Here is a 15,520-nt window from a genome sequence, read left to right as displayed (position 1 = left end):
GCGCAGCGTAAGCCAGGATGGGTGCCGTGATGGCCGTCGTTGCGGCCTGCAATCGCACTGAAATGCATGCGACAACTGGGTGAAATTGCGCCTACAGAGGCCAAAAACGCAACTGGGCCGGCCAAGGGCCGACCCAGTGCTGAAGCGATGGTGCCGGAAATAGGAATCGAACCTACGACCTACGCATTACGAATGCGCCGCTCTACCAACTGAGCTATTCCGGCGAGCCGTGCATTGTAGGAGCGGAGCCGGGGGCTGGTCAATCGCCCCAGGGGCGGGCGGCTACCGTGGCCGGCGCCAGTGACGTGGCGGTACCCAAACGCTGCTCACTCTGCCGCGGGCAACATTGGCCACCGCCGCGCAGTCAGCTGACCAGACGCAGCCGCAGTTCCTTGGGCAGTGCGAACACCATCGATTCGGGCTCACCTTCCAGTTCGGACACGCTACCCGCACCCAGCTCGCGCAACCGGGCCAGCACGCCATCGACCAGTACCTGCGGCGCAGACGCACCGGCGGTGAGGCCAATATTCTGCTTGCCGACGATCCAGGCCGGATCGATCTCGCTGGCGTTGTCGATCAAGTACGACTCCACCCCGTCACGGCGGGCGAGTTCGCTCAGCCGGTTGGAATTGGAGCTATTGGGCGAGCCGACCACCAGCACCAGATCGCACTGCCGCGCCAGATCGCGTACCGCGTCCTGGCGGTTCTGGGTGGCGTAGCAGATGTCGTCGTGCCGCGGCCCCTGCATCGCCGGGTAGCGTGCGCGCAGCGCCTCGATGATGCCCATGGTGTCGTCGACCGACAGCGTGGTCTGGGTGGTGTACGCCAGATTTTCCGGCTGATTGATCTGCAGCGTAGCGACCTGATCGATGTCTTCCACCAGATAGATCGTGCCCGGGCCGCGCTCGCGGCTCCACTGCCCCATGGTGCCTTCCACTTCCGGATGCCCGGCATGGCCGATCAGCACCACATCGCGGCCGGCCCGGCAGTGCCGCGCGACCTCGAAATGCACCTTGGTCACCAGCGGGCAGGTAGCGTCGAACACCTTCAAGCCACGGCGTTCGGCCTCCTGGCGCACCGCCTGCGAGACGCCGTGTGCGCTGAAGATCACCGTGGCGTTATCGGGCACCTCGTCGAGCTCTTCGACGAAAATCGCGCCGCGTTGCTTGAGGTCGTCGACCACAAAGCGGTTGTGCACGACTTCATGGCGTACATAGATCGGCGCGCCCAGCGTCTCGATCGCGCGCTTGACGATCTCGATCGCGCGGTCGACACCGGCACAAAAACCACGGGGATTGGCGAGCAGGACATCCATGGCGCGCATTCTACGGGAATGGAGAAGAGGGTCGGAGCAAGCGGGGCGCGTCGGCAACCGGGCTTCAGGGGCGATTCCCGATTCCCGGCTCGCGCTTGCCGCCCTTGTCGAACAGCCCGAACACGGCAATCCCGATGGCACCGCCCACGATGGCCGAGTCGGCGATATTGAATGACGGCCAGGTATGGCTGCCGATGTACCACTGAATGAAATCGACCACGTGGCCGTGCATCAGCCGGTCGATCACATTGCCGATCGCCCCGCCGATCACCAGCGCATACGGCAGCGCACTGCGCCATTCGCCGCGCGCGGTGCGCGACAGCCAGAACGCCAGCAGGCCGCTGATACCCACCGCCAAGGCGGTGAAGAACCACAGCTGCCAGCCGCCGGCATCGCTCAAGAAGCTGAAGGCTGCACCGGTGTTATAGGTGCGGTACCAGTTCCAGAAGCCGTCGATGACCGGCACCGGGGTGTACTCCGGCAGGCTGGACAGCACCCAGGCCTTGCTCCACTGGTCCAGGCCGATTACGACGGCCGACAGCACGAGCCAGATCAAGGCAGAGGGTTTGGGTCTTGCGGTCATGGAATCACCTTAACTGTTGCTACTCCCGGGTTCGGGAGAAGCTGCCCGACGGGCAAATCGGCAAGCAACGCCGAATGCGCCATCGCGGCCCTCATCCGGCGCTGCGCGCCACCTTCTCCCGCTTGCGGGAGAAGGAATAATTGGAACGGACTCCCGCTTGCGGGAGAAGGTGTATTGAAACGGACTCCCGCTCGCGGGAGAAGCAATCACGACATCAGAACCAGCGACGCTCCTCGCCAGGGCCTTCGATATTGCTGACGCAACGACTGCACAGTTCCGGGTGCCGCGCATCGCTGCCCACGCTGGCCTGGTGGTGCCAGCAGCGCACGCACTTGGCCTTGGTGGTCGGCTGCGCGCTGACGAAGATGTCGTCGGTACTGGCCGCGGTCACGGTGACGTCACCACTGATGAACAAAAAGCGCAGCTCCTCGGCCAGCGGCTGCCAGCGCGCGGCGGTCTGCGCATCGGCGGCCACCGTGATCTCCGCTTCCAGCGCCGCACCGATGGCGCCATTGGCACGCATCGGCTCCAGCACCTTGGACACCTGCTCGCGCAGGGCCAGCAACTTGTCGACATCCGCACTGGTCAGCGCGGCAGCAGCAGGCAGCGGCGCCAGCCCGTCGTACCAGGTAGCGAACAACACGTTGCCGACATGCTCGCCCGGCAGATACGCCCACAACTCTTCGGCAGTAAAGGTCAGCACCGGCGCCACCCAACGCACGAACGCTTCGGCCACGTGATACATCGCGCTCTGCGCCGAGCGGCGACCGCGCGCGTCTTCGGCCATCGTGTACAGACGGTCCTTGGTGACGTCCAGGTACAACGAGCCCAGGTCCACGCTGCAGAAATTCAGCAGCGCCTGCACGATCTCGGCAAAGTCGTAGCGCGCGTACGCGGCGACGATCTTTTCCTGCAGCTCATGCGCGCGATGCACGATCCAGCGGTCCAGCAGCACCATGTCGTCCAGCGCCACCAGATGCTGCAAGGGGTCGAAGCCATGCAGATTGCCGAGCAGGAAGCGCGCGGTATTGCGCAGACGGCGATACGCATCGGCGTTGCGCTTGAGGATCTCCTGCGACAGCGACATCTCGTTGCTGTAATCGGCCGATGCGATCCACAGGCGCAGGATGTCCGCGCCGAGGGTCTTCATGATCTCCTGCGGTTCGATGCCGTTGCCGGACGACTTGGACATCTTGCGGCCGTGCTCGTCCACGGTGAAGCCATGAGTGAGGCACTGCTTGTAGGGCGCCGCCTTGTCCATCGCCACGCCGCTCAGCAGCGAGGACTGGAACCAGCCGCGGTGCTGGTCGGAGCCTTCCAGATACAGGTCGGCCGGTTTGGGCAGGCCGCGGTCCACCAACACTGCTTCATGCGTCACGCCGGAGTCGAACCACACATCCAGGATGTCGGTGATCTTGTCGTAGTCGGCCGCTTCATCGCCCAGCAGTTCGGCCGCGTCCAGCGTGTACCACACGTCCACGCCGCCCAGCTCTACGCGGTCGGCCACCTGGCGCAGCAGTTCGGTGCTGCGCGGATGCGGCTCGCCGGTTTCGCGGTGCACGAACAAGGCGATCGGCACGCCCCAGGTGCGCTGGCGCGAGATGGTCCAATCCGGGCGGCCTTCGACCATGCCGGCGATGCGCGCCTGGCCCCACGCCGGGTACCAGGTCACCTGCTCGATGGCCTTGAGCGCATCGGCACGCAGGTTGGCCTGCTCCATCGAGATGAACCACTGCGGCGTGGCGCGGAACGCGATCGGCGTCTTGTGGCGCCAGCAATGCGGGTAGCTGTGCTCCATCTTGCTGGCCGCCAGCAACACGCCGGTGTCGCGCAGCGCCTCGATGATGACGTCGTTGGCCTTCCAGATATGCAGACCGGCCAGCACGGTGTCGCCCAGCGGCGGCGTGGAGGGCAGATACACGCCACGCCCGTCCACCGGATTGATCTGCGCGGCGCTGTAGCGCTCCAGCAGGCCGTACTGCTTGGACACCTGATAGTCCTCCTGACCATGACCGGGGGCGGTATGCACGGCGCCGGTGCCTTCCTCGGCAGAGACGTGCTCGCCCAGCAGCAGCGGGATCTCACGCTCGGCATAGAAGGGGTGATTGAGGAGCATCTGGTCCAGCACCGCGCCCTTGGCATGGCCATGCACCGTCACGTCGTCCACGCCATAGCGCGCCAGCACCCTGGCCGCCAGGGCCTCGGCCACCACCAGCCAGCGCGGCTGACCGCGATCGGCCGGGCCTTCGACCAGCACGTAATCGAGCTCCGCACCCAGGCTCACTGCCAGCGATGCCGGCAGCGTCCACGGCGTGGTGGTCCAGATCGGCACCGCCACGCTGGTGCCTGCCGGAAGGCTGGCGCCGAACGCAGCAGCGACCGCCGCCGGATCGCGTGCCGGATAGGCAACATCCACGGTCGGCGACACCTTGTCGGCGTATTCGATCTCGGCCTCGGCCAGTGCCGAGCCGCAATCGAAGCACCAGTGCACCGGCTTGACGCCGCGGGTCAGATGGCCGTTATCCACCACCTTGGCCAGCGCGCGGATTTCGTTGGCTTCGAAGCGGAAGTCCAGTGTCTTGTACGGGTTGTCCCAATCGCCGACCACGCCCAGGCGCTTGAAGTCGCGCCGCTGCAGATCGATCTGCTCGGTCGCGTATTCGCGGCACTTCTGACGGAACTCGGCCGCGTCGAGCTTGACGCCGACCTTGCCGTACTTCTTTTCGATCGCGATCTCGATCGGCAGGCCATGGCAATCCCAGCCCGGGATATACGGCGCATCGAAGCCAGCCAGATACTTCGACTTGACGATGATGTCCTTGAGGATCTTGTTGACCGCGTGACCCAGATGGATCTGGCCATTGGCATACGGCGGGCCGTCGTGCAGCACGAACAGCGGGCGCCCTGCCGCGTTGGCGCGCAGCTGCGCATACAGCCCCTCGCGCTCCCAGCGGTCCAGCATCGCCGGCTCGCGCTTGGGCAGGTCGCCGCGCATCGGAAATTCCGTCGCAGGCAGATGGAGAGTGGCTTTGTAGTCTTGGGTCACAGGAATCTACCGTTGCGCTGCATGAGGTGATGTACGGGGATGGTGCAAGGGAGTGGCATCGGCGGCGTCTGCGTCTGCAGAGCGGTGCGAAGAACCGCCGTGTTGCCCCTCCATGGAAAGACCGGCGGAGCGTGCAACGCTTTCATCGGCAGCACGCAGTCGCGAGGGGCTCGCCTTGAGCACGGCGCGCGCCTGCTCGGCATCGCGGTGCATCTGCACGGTGAGCGCGTCGAGCCCATCGAACTTTTCTTCGTCGCGCAGCTTGGCGACGAATTCGACTTCGATATGCCGGCCATACAAATCGCCCTGAAAATCGAACAGGTGCGCTTCCAGCAATGGCTCCACGCCGGCCACGGTGGGCCGCGTTCCGAAGCTGGACACCGATGGCCACGGCCGCTCGGCTACGCCATGCACCCAGGTCGCGTAGATGCCCGACAACGCCGGGGTGCGCGGAAAACGCAGATTGGCAGTGGGATAGCCCAGCGTGCGCCCCAGTTGCTTGCCGCGCACTACCCGCCCACCGATGGCATACGGGCGGCCGAGCAATTCGCCGGCAGGCACGAACTCGCCGGCACCCAGCAGCTCGCGAATGCGCGTGGCAGAAATCCGTTCGCCATGCAGGTGCACCGGCGTGATTTCGCCAGCCACAAATCCATGCTGCTCACCCAACGCACGCAGCAAGGTGATATCGCCGCCACGCCGATGACCGAAACGGAATTCCGGGCCGATCCACACTTCGCGCGCACACAGCCGGCCAACCAGCCCCAGGCGTACGAAATCTTCTGCACGCATGGACGACAAGCGGCCGTCGAAACGAATCAGGCCAACGCTGTCGGCACCGAAGTCGTACAGGCCTTCGATCTTGGCGCGCGCCAGGGTCAGGCGCGGCGGCGGCGCGGCCGGGGCGAAAAACTCGCGCGGCAGCGGCTCGAAGCTCAACGCTACCGCTGGCACGCCCAGCGCACGCGCACGCGCGACGGCGTGCTGCACCAACGTCCGATGCCCCAGGTGCAGGCCATCGAAGGCGCCGATGCAGACCACGCTTCCGTGCGGGAACAGCGTCCCGCCCTCGACGTCTCTAAACAGCCTGCTCATTCCTCGATCCAAACAGATGCCGGCTTGCCGGCCGGCCCTCGCTGATACATAACCTGTAAGTATAGCCGTGCCTGTCAAGCCGCATGGCCGCGCACCGGACGCGCGTAGCGTCGGCAGAGACCGCAGCCTAGGCAGGCGGCGGCCTGCAATCGCTCCCTGGCCGCAACGCCGGCACAGACCGCGGCAGACCTGCCACGGCTGTGCGGCCCTTGCCGACTGCAGACACCGGCTGCACTCGCCAGGGGGCCATTGCAGCGTTCGGCATCCGCGACTCAGCTCTCGCGCAGATGCCGCGGCCGCAAGCCCAACGCCAGTTGCGCGACCACATAGGTCAGCCCGCCACTGCTGACCAGCACCGCCAGCCAACCGATACGATCCCACTTCTCCATCACGGTGAACGATGGCAGCCACCACAGCAGACCCAACAGCACCGTCACCATGGCCGCGCACGCCAGCAGCAGGCGCGCTGCATAGCCGCCCCACCCTGGCCGGCGCTGGTACACGCCGGACTTGCCGAGCCAGTACCACAGCAAACCCAGGTTGAGATAACTCGACAGCGCGCTCGCGATGCCCAGCGCCAGGTGCAGACCCGGCTGCTTGCCCAGCGCCTGCATGACGCCCTGCGCCTTGAGTTCGGGCGGCACCATGATCTGGTAGACCACCGCCAGCAATGCGAAGTTGAACACCATGTTGGCGATCAGCGCCGCCACGCCGGCACGCACCGGGGTGCGGGTGTCCTGCCGCGCGTAGAACGCCGGCAGCACCACCTTGAGCATGGCGTACGCCGGCAGGCCAAAGCTCAGGCCATAGACCGACATCGCGGTCATCCGCGTATCGAAGGCGGTGAACTGGCCGTACTGGAACAAGGTTGCCACCAGCGGCTCGGCCAGCAGCAGCAAGCCGAGCATCGCCGGCACTGCGATCACCAACGTGATGCGGAATCCCCAGTCCAACGCACCGGAAAACGCGCCGCGGTCAGTCTTGACGTGATGGCGCGCCAGCGCCGGCAGGATCACCGTCCCCAGCGCCACCCCGAACACACCCAGCGGCAGCTCCAGGAACCGGTCAGCCAACGACAGCCACGATTGCGAGCCATCGGTCAGTTTGGCCGCGATGACGGTGTCCAGCAGCAGGTTGATCTGCGCGATCGATGAGCCGAACAGGGTCGGCACCATCAGCGTCAGCACCTTGCGCACGCCTGGATGTTGCCAGCCCCAGCGCGGCAGGGTCAGCAGGTTAATGCCTTTCAGCGAAGGCAGCTGGAACAGCAACTGCAGCATGCCTGCCGCCAGCACCGCCCAGCCCAGCGCGAGGATCTGCTTCTCCGGCGTGCCACCCAGCTTCGGCGCCAGCCACACGGCGCCGGCGATCATGCACAGGTTGAGGATCACCGGGGTCAGCGCCGGCATGGCGAACTTCTGGAAACTGTTCAGCGCCCCGCCCGCCAGCGCGGTCAGCGAGACGAATAGCAGGAACGGGAAGGTCAGACGGAACAGATCCACCAGCAGGCCATGCTTGGCCGGGTCGGTGTCCACGCCGCTGGAGAACAGCGTGGCCAACTGCGGTGCGAAGATCAGCGCCAGCGCGGTGACCAGCAGCAGCACTCCTCCTAGGGTACCGGCCACGCGCGCCATCAACTCGCGCAGTTCGGCGTGCGGGCGGGTCTCCTTGACCTCGGTGAACACCGGCACGAAGGCAGTGGCGAAGGACCCTTCGGCAAAGAGCCGGCGCAGGAAATTGGGGACCCGGAAGGCCGTCCAGAACGCATCGGTGATCGCATTGGTGCCGAAAGTGGTGGTGATGACCTGGTCGCGCACCAGCCCCAGCACCCGCGACACCATGGTCATACTGCTGAATGAGAGCAGGCCTCTCAACATGCCAGGCTTGCTCACGCTGCATCCCTCTTGACAACTGACTTGACGTACATATCTAGGTCCATCATACTTTCGCGCTTGCTTTTTCCACCATACCGATTCTTCAGGAACCCACCACCGTGGCCAATATCAAGTCCGCCAAGAAGCGCGCCAAGCAGACCGTTGTGCGCAATGAGCGCAACACCGGACAGCGCTCGATGCTGCGCACCGCCGTCAAGAAGGTGATCAAGGCCCTTGACGCCAACGATGCTGCAGGCGCCGAAGCTGCTTTCGCCGTTGCTCAGCCCATCCTCGACCGTTTCAGCGCCCGTGGCCTGATTCACAAGAACAAGGCTGCGCGTCACAAGAGCCGTCTGACCGCTCGCATCAAGGCCATCAAGGCCGCGTAAGCGATCAGCTGCGACGTTACCGGAAGCCTGGCTTCCGGTAGCACAGAAAAACCCGGCCTCGGCCGGGTTTTTTGTGTGCCTGTCCGTGCACTCAGCCCGCATTGCGCGCCTCGAGCTCGTCCTCGCGCTGGCGGTCGAAAAATGCCATGACGTCCTTCATGATCGGGAAGGTGCCATCGCGACCCAGCGCGGACACCAGGTACCACGGCGCGGTCCAGCCCAGTTCGGCCACGATGGTTTCGGCAGCGGCACGCGCCTCGTCCTCGAACATCAGGTCGGCCTTGTTGAGCACTAGCCAACGTGGCTTCTTCAGCAGCTCGGGGTCGTGGCGCTCCAGCTCACGCTCAATGGTGCGCACCTGATCCACCGGCGACACATCCACACCGCCATCCATCGGCGAAATATCCACCAGATGCAGCAACAGGCGCGTGCGCTGCAGATGGCGCAGGAACTGCGTGCCCAGGCCGGCGCCGTCGGCGGCACCTTCGATCAGGCCCGGCACGTCGGCGATCACAAAGCTGCGGTAGGCCTCGACGCTGACCACACCCAGATTCGGATACAGCGTCGTGAACGGATAGTCGGCCACCTTCGGCGTTGCCGAGGACACCGCGCGGATCAGCGTGCTCTTGCCGGCATTCGGGAAACCCAGCAGGCCGACGTCGGCCAGCAGCTTGAGCTCCAGCTTGAGCAGGCGCTCTTCGCCCTCTTCACCGGTAGTGGACTGGCGCGGCGCACGGTTGACCGAGCTTTTGAAATGCATGTTGCCCAGGCCGCCCTTGCCGCCCTTGGCGACCAGCAGGCGATCGCCGTGCTGGGTCAGGTCGCCGATCACTTCATCGGTCTGCACGTTGACGACCATGGTGCCGACCGGCACCACGATGACGCGATCTTCGCCACCCTTGCCATAGGCCTGGCGGCCCATGCCGTTCTCGCCGCGCTGCGCCTTGAAGGTGCGCTCATGACGGAAATCGACCAGGGTGTTGACGTTCTCGTCAGAGACGATCCAGACGCTGCCGCCGGCACCGCCGTCACCACCATCGGGCCCGCCGAGCGGAATGAACTTCTCGCGGCGAAAGCCGACACAGCCATTGCCGCCATTACCGGCGGTCACCAGGATTTCTGCTTCGTCGACTAACTTCATGAGCTTACAACCGGGAATTGGGAATAGGGAGTGGGGAATCGGCCATAGAAAAGCGGCGTGACTCCTGCCAGCGAGCGCACTCACCGGCACGACGGCAGAGAGCGAAACGGAGTCAGGAGCCGGCTTTCCCGATTCCCCATTCCCCATTCCCGATTCTCAGCCGTCAAACGAAAAACCCCGCCGAAGCGGGGCTCTCCGTGTCGTTCGCAACCGCGCTGGCGCGGCTACGAACTGGCCTGCATGGAGCGGGCGATTACGCCTCGGCAACCACGCTGACGGTACGACGCTTCTTCGCACCCTTGACCGAGAACTCGACCTTACCGTTGACCAGCGCAAACAGCGTGTGGTCACGACCCAGACCGACGCCGGCGCCCGGATGGAACTGGGTGCCGCGCTGACGCACGATGATGTTGCCGGCGTCGATGGCCTGGCCACCAAAGATCTTCACGCCGAGGTATTTCGGGTTGGAATCGCGACCGTTGCGCGAGGAACCTACGCCTTTTTTATGTGCCATGACTGGTTCTCCTTACTTCTTGTCGCCACCGGCGATGCCGGTGATCTCGATTTCGGTGTAGTACTGACGATGTCCCTGACGCTTCATGTGGTGCTTGCGGCGACGGAACTTGATGATGCGCACCTTGTCGGCGCGGCCATGGGCCACGACCTTGGCGGTGACCGAAGCGCCCTTCAGCGCATCGCCCAGCTTGATGCCATCGCTATCGCCCAGCATCAGGATGGTGTCGAACTTGATCTCGTTGCCTGCTTCGACTTCGAGCTTTTCCACGCGGAGCGTTTCGCCCTGCGCGACGCGGTATTGCTTACCGCCGGTTACCAGAACTGCGTACATGACCAGGTTTTCCTCTGTAGTTATTATGGTCGCACTGACGTGCCCTAGGGCAGACAGGAGCGGGATTGTACTGGCTTAGCCGGTTTCGGGTCAACCTGCAAGCAGGTCAACCGCCGCGCACCGGAATCGGGCGGGTGCAACGCATCATCCGGTCGCCACAACGGCCCGGTCAGACTGGCATTTGGGGCAATTGCCCTCACCTAGGTCGGCGGGTAGGCTGATCGACTGCCACTCATTCCTGCTGAGCACGCTCGCACCACTGCCGGTTCGCCGGCCCGACATCGGATCCCCCATGGCGATGGATTTCATCCGCATCCGCGGCGCGCGGACGCACAACCTCAAGAACATCGACCTCGACCTGCCTCGCGACAAACTGATCGTGATCACCGGCCTGTCCGGCTCGGGCAAGTCGTCGTTGGCGTTCGACACCATTTATGCGGAGGGCCAGCGCCGCTACGTCGAGTCGCTGTCGGCGTATGCGCGCCAGTTCCTCAGCGTGATGGAAAAGCCGGACCTGGACCATATCGAAGGGCTGTCCCCGGCGATTTCGATCGAGCAGAAGTCCACCTCGCACAACCCGCGCTCCACCGTGGGCACGATCACCGAGATCTACGACTACCTGCGCCTGCTGTATGCACGCGTCGGCCAGCCGCGTTGCCCGGATCACGGTTTCCCGCTGGAAGCGCAGACCGTCAGCCAGATGGTCGACCACATGCTCACCCAGGATCAGGAGCAGCGCTACATGCTGCTGGCGCCGGTGATCCGCGACCGCAAGGGCGAACATGCGCAGGTGTTCGAACAACTGCGTGCGCAGGGCTTCGTGCGCGTGCGCGTGGATGGCGAGTTGTACGAGATCGATGCGGTGCCGGCACTGGCGCTGCGCCAGAAGCACACCATCGAAGCGGTGATCGACCGTTTCCGTCCGCGCGAAGACATCAAACAGCGGCTGGCGGAAAGTTTCGAAACCGCGCTCAAGCTCGGCGAAGGCATGGTGGCGGTGCAGTCGCTGGACGACCCGGCCGCAGCCCCGCATCTGTTCTCGTCCAAGTACAGCTGCCCGGTCTGCGATTACTCGCTGCCGGAGCTGGAACCGCGACTATTCTCGTTCAACGCACCGGTGGGCGCCTGCCCCAGTTGCGATGGCCTGGGAGTGGCCGAATTCTTCGACCCGGACCGGGTGGTGGTGCATCCGGAACTGTCGTTGTCTGCGGGTGCGGTACGCGGCTGGGATCGGCGCAATGCCTATTATTTCCAGCTGATCGCCTCGCTGGCCAAGCACTACAAGTTCGACGTGGATGCGGTGTGGAACACGCTGCCGGCCAAGGTGCGCCAGGCAGTCTTGTTCGGCAGCGGCGATGAGGTGATCAGCTTCACCTACTTCACCGATGCGGGCGGGCGCACGACGCGTAAGCATCGTTTCGAAGGCATCCTGCCGAATCTGGAACGGCGCTACCGCGAAACCGAATCGCCGGCCGTGCGCGAAGAGTTGACCAAGTACGTCAGTCAGCAGCCCTGCCCTGCCTGCAACGGCACACGCCTGAATCGCGCTGCGCGCAACGTGTTTGTGGCCGATCGCCCGCTGCCGGAGTTGGTGGTGCTGCCGGTCAACGAAGCGCTGAACTTTTTCCGTGGACTGTCGCTGCCGGGTTGGCGCGGCGAGATCGCCAGCAAGATCGTCAAGGAGATCGCCGAGCGGCTGGGCTTCCTGGTCGATGTCGGCCTGGATTACCTCACCCTCGAGCGCAAGGCAGACACGTTGTCCGGCGGCGAAGCGCAGCGCATCCGTCTGGCCAGCCAGATCGGCGCCGGCCTGGTCGGGGTGATGTACGTGCTCGATGAGCCGTCGATCGGCCTGCATCAGCGCGACAACGAACGCCTGCTCGGCACGCTGACGCGATTGCGCGACCTGGGCAATACGGTAATCGTGGTCGAGCATGACGAAGACGCGATTCGACTGGCCGATCACGTGCTGGACATCGGCCCCGGCGCCGGCGTGCACGGTGGCGAAATCTGCGCACAGGGCACGCTGCAGGACATTCTGGATTCGCCACGCTCGCTGACCGGCCAATACCTGTCCGGCAAGCGCCGCATCGAAATTCCCAAGCAGCGCCACAAGCCCAACCCGAAGATGATGCTGCATCTGCGCGGGGCGACCGGCAACAACCTCAAGAATGTCGACCTGGAGATTCCGGCCGGCCTGTTGACCTGCATCACCGGCGTGTCCGGCTCGGGCAAGTCGACGCTGATCAACGATACCTTGTTCACGCTGGCCGCCAACGAGATCAACGGCGCCTCGCATACGGTGGCACCGCATCGCGAAGTGGAAAATCTGGACTTGTTCGACAAGGTCGTGGATATCGACCAGTCGCCGATCGGACGCACCCCGCGCTCCAATCCGGCGACGTATACCGGCATGTTCACCCCGCTGCGCGAGCTATTCGCACAAGTGCCCGAGTCGCGTGCGCGCGGCTATTCGCCGGGGCGTTTCAGCTTCAACGTGCGTGGCGGCCGCTGCGAGGCGTGCCAGGGCGACGGCATGATCAAGGTGGAGATGCACTTCCTGCCCGACGTGTACGTGCCGTGCGATGTCTGCCACGGCAAGCGCTACAACCGCGAGACGCTGGAGATCCGTTACAAGGGTTTCAACATCAGCGACGTGTTGCAGATGACCGTCGAAGACGCGCTGCGCTTGTTCGAGCCGGTGCCGTCGATCGCGCGCAAGCTGGAAACACTGATCGATGTGGGGCTGAGCTACATCAAGCTGGGCCAGAGCGCGACCACGCTGTCTGGCGGTGAAGCGCAGCGTGTGAAGCTATCCAAGGAACTGTCGCGCCGGGATACCGGGCGCACCTTGTACATCCTCGACGAACCGACCACCGGCCTGCATTTCCACGACATCGAAGCGCTGCTCGGCGTGCTGCACAAGCTGCGCGACGAGGGCAACACAGTGGTGGTGATCGAACACAATCTGGATGTGATCAAGACCGCCGACTGGATCGTGGATCTGGGCCCGGAAGGCGGCCATCGTGGTGGCACCATCCTGGTGTCCGGCACACCGGAAGACGTGGCCGCGCACGAGGCGTCCTACACCGGGCAGTTCTTGGCCAAGATGCTGCCGTCGGTCAAGGCACGCGAAACCCGCCCGGCCGCAATGGCCAACAAGCCGGATGCGCGCCCACCGCGCAAGGTCAAACCGGAGAAGGTGGCCAAGGTCGCCAAGTCCGCCACCAAGAAAACTGCAAAGAAGAAGGCAAGCTGATGAGCGAACACAAGATCCTGGCACGCATCCCGATCAGCGTGCGCTGGCGCGACATGGACAGCATGGGCCACGTCAACAACGCCAAGTACATTTCGTATCTGGAAGAAGCGCGCGTGCGCTGGATGCTGGGCGTACAAGGCGTTTCGATGACCGACCGCATCGCGCCGGTCGTTGCCGCCACCAACGTCAACTACAAACGCCCTCTGGTGTGGCCCAACGACATCACGGTGGAGTTGTTTGTCGAGCGTCTGGGCAGCAGCAGCATCACCATCGGCCATCGCATCGTCGACCAGAAGGACGAGGGCGTGCTGTATTCGGACGGCAACGTGGTGGTGGTGTGGATCGATACGCAGACCGGCAAGAGCGCGGCACTGCCGGAGCCGGTGCGCGCAGCGAGCAGTTGACGCAGACTTGCGCAGACGCAGGTCAGTGATGCAGGGCGGCTTCGTTAGCGGAGCCGCCGTTTTTGTTTTTGGTGGCGTCCACGGCTGCGAGTGACTGCAAGCCTTGGGGCTCTGGATGCGATGTGGGCGCGTACGATTTCGGCGGCGCCTGGCCGTACTTTGCATCGCACTGACGTACTGCACTTACGTACTACAAGCACACAGCGCAGGTTGCTGCGCAGCGCCCGATCCGCAACTCGGGGCGAGACGGTTATTACTTCGGCGCGCGGGTCCGTGCCTGTAGCGTGGCCTGTACCTGCCGGCCATCCTGCAAGATAAATACCACCGGCACCTGTGCGCCCTCCTTCAACGGTGCCTGCTCCTGCATCAGCATCAGGTGCAACCCGCCTGGCGCCAGCGTCACCACCGCGCCCGGCACCAACAACAACTCGGGCACGGCACGCATGCGGCTGACCCCATCGGTCTGCAGGGTCTGGTGCAGCGACACCTCGCTAAAGGCGGCGCTCTTGATCCCGGTCATCCGCACTGCATGTGGGCAGTCGTTGTGAAAGCTGCCAAATCCTGCCGCCATGCCCACACCAACGGGCGGCGGAATCCGCACCCAGCCGTCCTTGAAGGTCGGCATGCATTGCGCAGATGCGCCTGCACTGACCAGTAGCGCCACTGCGCCAATGACGCTGCGCCGCATGCGCCGCCGGCTGTCACTGCCGTCTATCATGGCCCGACCTCCAGGAGCCCCGAATGAGCATCCAGATCTTAGACCACGGCCGAATTCGTGAAATCCGTCTGGCGCGCCCGCCGGTCAATGCACTGGATACCGCGCTCTGCCAGGCACTGAGCGCGGCCGTGCAGCAGCTGGAAGCCACGGTCGACGGCGTGGTGCTATCGGGCAGCGCACGCATTTTTTCCGGTGGCATGGATGTACCGCACCTGCTGTCGCATGGCACCGACCGCGCTGCACTGCTGGCCAGCTGGACCGCCTTCTTCGATGCAGCGCAAGCACTGGCCAACTGCCCGGTGCCGGTGGTCGCGGCAATCGGCGGCCATGCACCGGCCGGTGGCTGCGTGCTGGCGCTGTGCTGCGACTACCGGGTGATGGCGCGCAGCGCCGATACCGCCCGGCCGTACACCATCGGCCTGAACGAAGTGCAAGTGGGGTTGGCGGCGCCGGAAGGTATCCAGCGGCTGTTGCGCCGCGTGGTCGGTGCGCATCGTGCCGAACGCTTGTTGATTTCCGGCCAGTTGCTACCAGCCGAACAGGCCGCCCAGATCGGCTTGGTCGATGAGCTGGTGGACGGCGAACTGGTCACCGCGCGCGCGGTGGCGTGGCTGCAGGAGCTGCAACAGTTGCCGCGTCAGCCGATGCTGGCCACGCGTGCGGTGGCAAGAGCCGATCTGCGCGCGGCGCTGGCGCCGGAGCTGATCCAGCTGGAGCGCTTCGTCGACGGCTGGTACGCGCCCGATGCCCAGGCCGCGTTGCGTGGCTTGGTCGAACGCCTGCAAAAGGCCTGAACGGTGGTACGCAGGCGGCCCGCTATAATCGTGGTCCGTCGCACGCCCAGGCCAG

Annotated in this window: 13 protein-coding genes and 1 tRNA gene; 4 read left to right on the top strand and 10 right to left on the bottom strand. The window is 64.7% G+C overall.

Annotation, left to right across the window (positions count from 1 at the left end; genetic code table 11):
- Positions 1 to 148: 148 nt before the first annotated feature.
- The 6 genes from ABQU90_RS02690 to murJ form a co-directional block, all read right to left on the bottom strand.
- Positions 149 to 224, bottom strand: a tRNA-Thr gene (locus ABQU90_RS02690).
- 140 nt (positions 225 to 364) lie between these two features.
- Positions 365 to 1,315 carry a 4-hydroxy-3-methylbut-2-enyl diphosphate reductase gene (ispH, locus tag ABQU90_RS02685; protein ID WP_115528229.1) on the bottom strand — a complete coding sequence of 317 codons (951 nt, stop codon included), beginning with the start codon at positions 1,313 to 1,315 and terminating at the stop codon, positions 365 to 367.
- A gap of 64 nt (positions 1,316 to 1,379) precedes the next feature.
- A complete protein-coding gene (lspA, locus tag ABQU90_RS02680; RefSeq protein ID WP_115561604.1) occupies positions 1,380 to 1,898 on the bottom strand; it encodes a signal peptidase II in 519 nt (172 codons plus the stop codon).
- A 214-nt stretch (positions 1,899 to 2,112) separates the two neighbouring features.
- On the bottom strand, positions 2,113 to 4,944 hold the full coding sequence (gene ileS, locus ABQU90_RS02675) for an isoleucine--tRNA ligase (protein ID WP_323514242.1): 2,832 nt from the start codon (positions 4,942 to 4,944) through the stop codon (positions 2,113 to 2,115).
- Positions 4,945 to 4,950: 6 nt separating this feature from the next.
- Complete coding sequence (locus ABQU90_RS02670) at positions 4,951 to 6,039, bottom strand: bifunctional riboflavin kinase/FAD synthetase (protein ID WP_323521839.1); 1,089 nt, start codon at positions 6,037 to 6,039, stop codon at positions 4,951 to 4,953.
- Positions 6,040 to 6,311: 272 nt separating this feature from the next.
- Positions 6,312 to 7,916 carry a murein biosynthesis integral membrane protein MurJ gene (gene murJ, locus ABQU90_RS02665; RefSeq protein WP_323522173.1) on the bottom strand — a complete coding sequence of 535 codons (1,605 nt, stop codon included), beginning with the start codon at positions 7,914 to 7,916 and terminating at the stop codon, positions 6,312 to 6,314.
- 116 nt (positions 7,917 to 8,032) lie between these two features.
- On the opposite strand from murJ, the gene rpsT reads away from it, so the two are divergent.
- On the top strand, positions 8,033 to 8,302 hold the full coding sequence (gene rpsT / locus ABQU90_RS02660; RefSeq protein WP_002807888.1) for a 30S ribosomal protein S20: 270 nt from the start codon (positions 8,033 to 8,035) through the stop codon (positions 8,300 to 8,302).
- Positions 8,303 to 8,393: 91 nt separating this feature from the next.
- Here rpsT and obgE read toward each other — a convergent pair whose 3' ends face one another.
- From obgE to rplU, 3 genes are all read right to left on the bottom strand, one after another.
- Positions 8,394 to 9,443, bottom strand: a complete 1,050-nt coding sequence (gene obgE / locus ABQU90_RS02655) for a GTPase ObgE (protein ID WP_055845546.1) — start codon at positions 9,441 to 9,443, stop codon at positions 8,394 to 8,396.
- A 253-nt stretch (positions 9,444 to 9,696) separates the two neighbouring features.
- A complete protein-coding gene (rpmA, locus tag ABQU90_RS02650; protein ID WP_002807880.1) occupies positions 9,697 to 9,957 on the bottom strand; it encodes a 50S ribosomal protein L27 in 261 nt (86 codons plus the stop codon).
- 12 nt (positions 9,958 to 9,969) lie between these two features.
- Positions 9,970 to 10,290, bottom strand: a complete 321-nt coding sequence (gene rplU, locus ABQU90_RS02645; protein WP_005989959.1) for a 50S ribosomal protein L21 — start codon at positions 10,288 to 10,290, stop codon at positions 9,970 to 9,972.
- A gap of 292 nt (positions 10,291 to 10,582) precedes the next feature.
- Between rplU and uvrA the strand changes: the two genes are divergently transcribed.
- Both uvrA and ABQU90_RS02635 read left to right on the top strand, forming a co-directional pair.
- Positions 10,583 to 13,549 (top strand): excinuclease ABC subunit UvrA, encoded by a 2,967-nt coding sequence (gene uvrA, locus ABQU90_RS02640; protein WP_055845551.1) that lies wholly within the window; start codon positions 10,583 to 10,585, stop codon positions 13,547 to 13,549.
- Entirely contained in the window at positions 13,549 to 13,953 is a 405-nt protein-coding gene (locus ABQU90_RS02635) for an acyl-CoA thioesterase (protein ID WP_055845555.1), read from the top strand. Before uvrA ends, ABQU90_RS02635 begins: the two co-directional genes overlap by 1 nt.
- Before the next feature lie 253 nt (positions 13,954 to 14,206).
- On the opposite strand, the gene ABQU90_RS02630 is transcribed toward ABQU90_RS02635, so the two are convergent.
- Positions 14,207 to 14,671 carry a copper chaperone PCu(A)C gene (locus ABQU90_RS02630; RefSeq protein WP_323521837.1) on the bottom strand — a complete coding sequence of 155 codons (465 nt, stop codon included), beginning with the start codon at positions 14,669 to 14,671 and terminating at the stop codon, positions 14,207 to 14,209.
- A gap of 23 nt (positions 14,672 to 14,694) precedes the next feature.
- Here ABQU90_RS02630 and ABQU90_RS02625 point away from each other — a divergent pair, with 23 nt between their 5' ends.
- On the top strand, positions 14,695 to 15,465 hold the full coding sequence (locus ABQU90_RS02625; RefSeq protein ID WP_323521836.1) for an enoyl-CoA hydratase/isomerase family protein: 771 nt from the start codon (positions 14,695 to 14,697) through the stop codon (positions 15,463 to 15,465).
- The last annotated feature ends 55 nt before the right edge of the window (positions 15,466 to 15,520 follow it).

Source organism: Xanthomonas sp. WHRI 10207, assembly GCF_040202975.1.
In the GTDB taxonomy this organism is placed as follows: domain Bacteria; phylum Pseudomonadota; class Gammaproteobacteria; order Xanthomonadales; family Xanthomonadaceae; genus Xanthomonas.
Note: the sequence above shows the minus strand (reverse complement) of the source record. Positions and strands in the feature narration are given on the sequence as shown.

Excerpts from the sequence above, each read along its gene's own strand:
- ispH (WP_115528229.1), bottom strand. The coding sequence starts at position 1,315 with ATGGATGTCCTGCTCGCCAATCCCCGTGGTTTTTGTGCCGGTGTCGAC.
- lspA (WP_115561604.1), bottom strand. The coding sequence starts at position 1,898 with ATGACCGCAAGACCCAAACCCTCTGCCTTGATCTGGCTCGTGCTGTCG.
- ABQU90_RS02670 (WP_323521839.1), bottom strand. The coding sequence starts at position 6,039 with ATGAGCAGGCTGTTTAGAGACGTCGAGGGCGGGACGCTGTTCCCGCAC.
- murJ (WP_323522173.1), bottom strand. The coding sequence starts at position 7,916 with ATGTTGAGAGGCCTGCTCTCATTCAGCAGTATGACCATGGTGTCGCGG.
- obgE (WP_055845546.1), bottom strand. The coding sequence starts at position 9,443 with ATGAAGTTAGTCGACGAAGCAGAAATCCTGGTGACCGCCGGTAATGGC.
- rpmA (WP_002807880.1), bottom strand. The coding sequence starts at position 9,957 with ATGGCACATAAAAAAGGCGTAGGTTCCTCGCGCAACGGTCGCGATTCC.
- rplU (WP_005989959.1), bottom strand. The coding sequence starts at position 10,290 with ATGTACGCAGTTCTGGTAACCGGCGGTAAGCAATACCGCGTCGCGCAG.
- uvrA (WP_055845551.1), top strand. The coding sequence starts at position 10,583 with ATGGCGATGGATTTCATCCGCATCCGCGGCGCGCGGACGCACAACCTC.
- ABQU90_RS02635 (WP_055845555.1), top strand. The coding sequence starts at position 13,549 with ATGAGCGAACACAAGATCCTGGCACGCATCCCGATCAGCGTGCGCTGG.
- ABQU90_RS02630 (WP_323521837.1), bottom strand. The coding sequence starts at position 14,671 with ATGATAGACGGCAGTGACAGCCGGCGGCGCATGCGGCGCAGCGTCATT.
- ABQU90_RS02625 (WP_323521836.1), top strand. The coding sequence starts at position 14,695 with ATGAGCATCCAGATCTTAGACCACGGCCGAATTCGTGAAATCCGTCTG.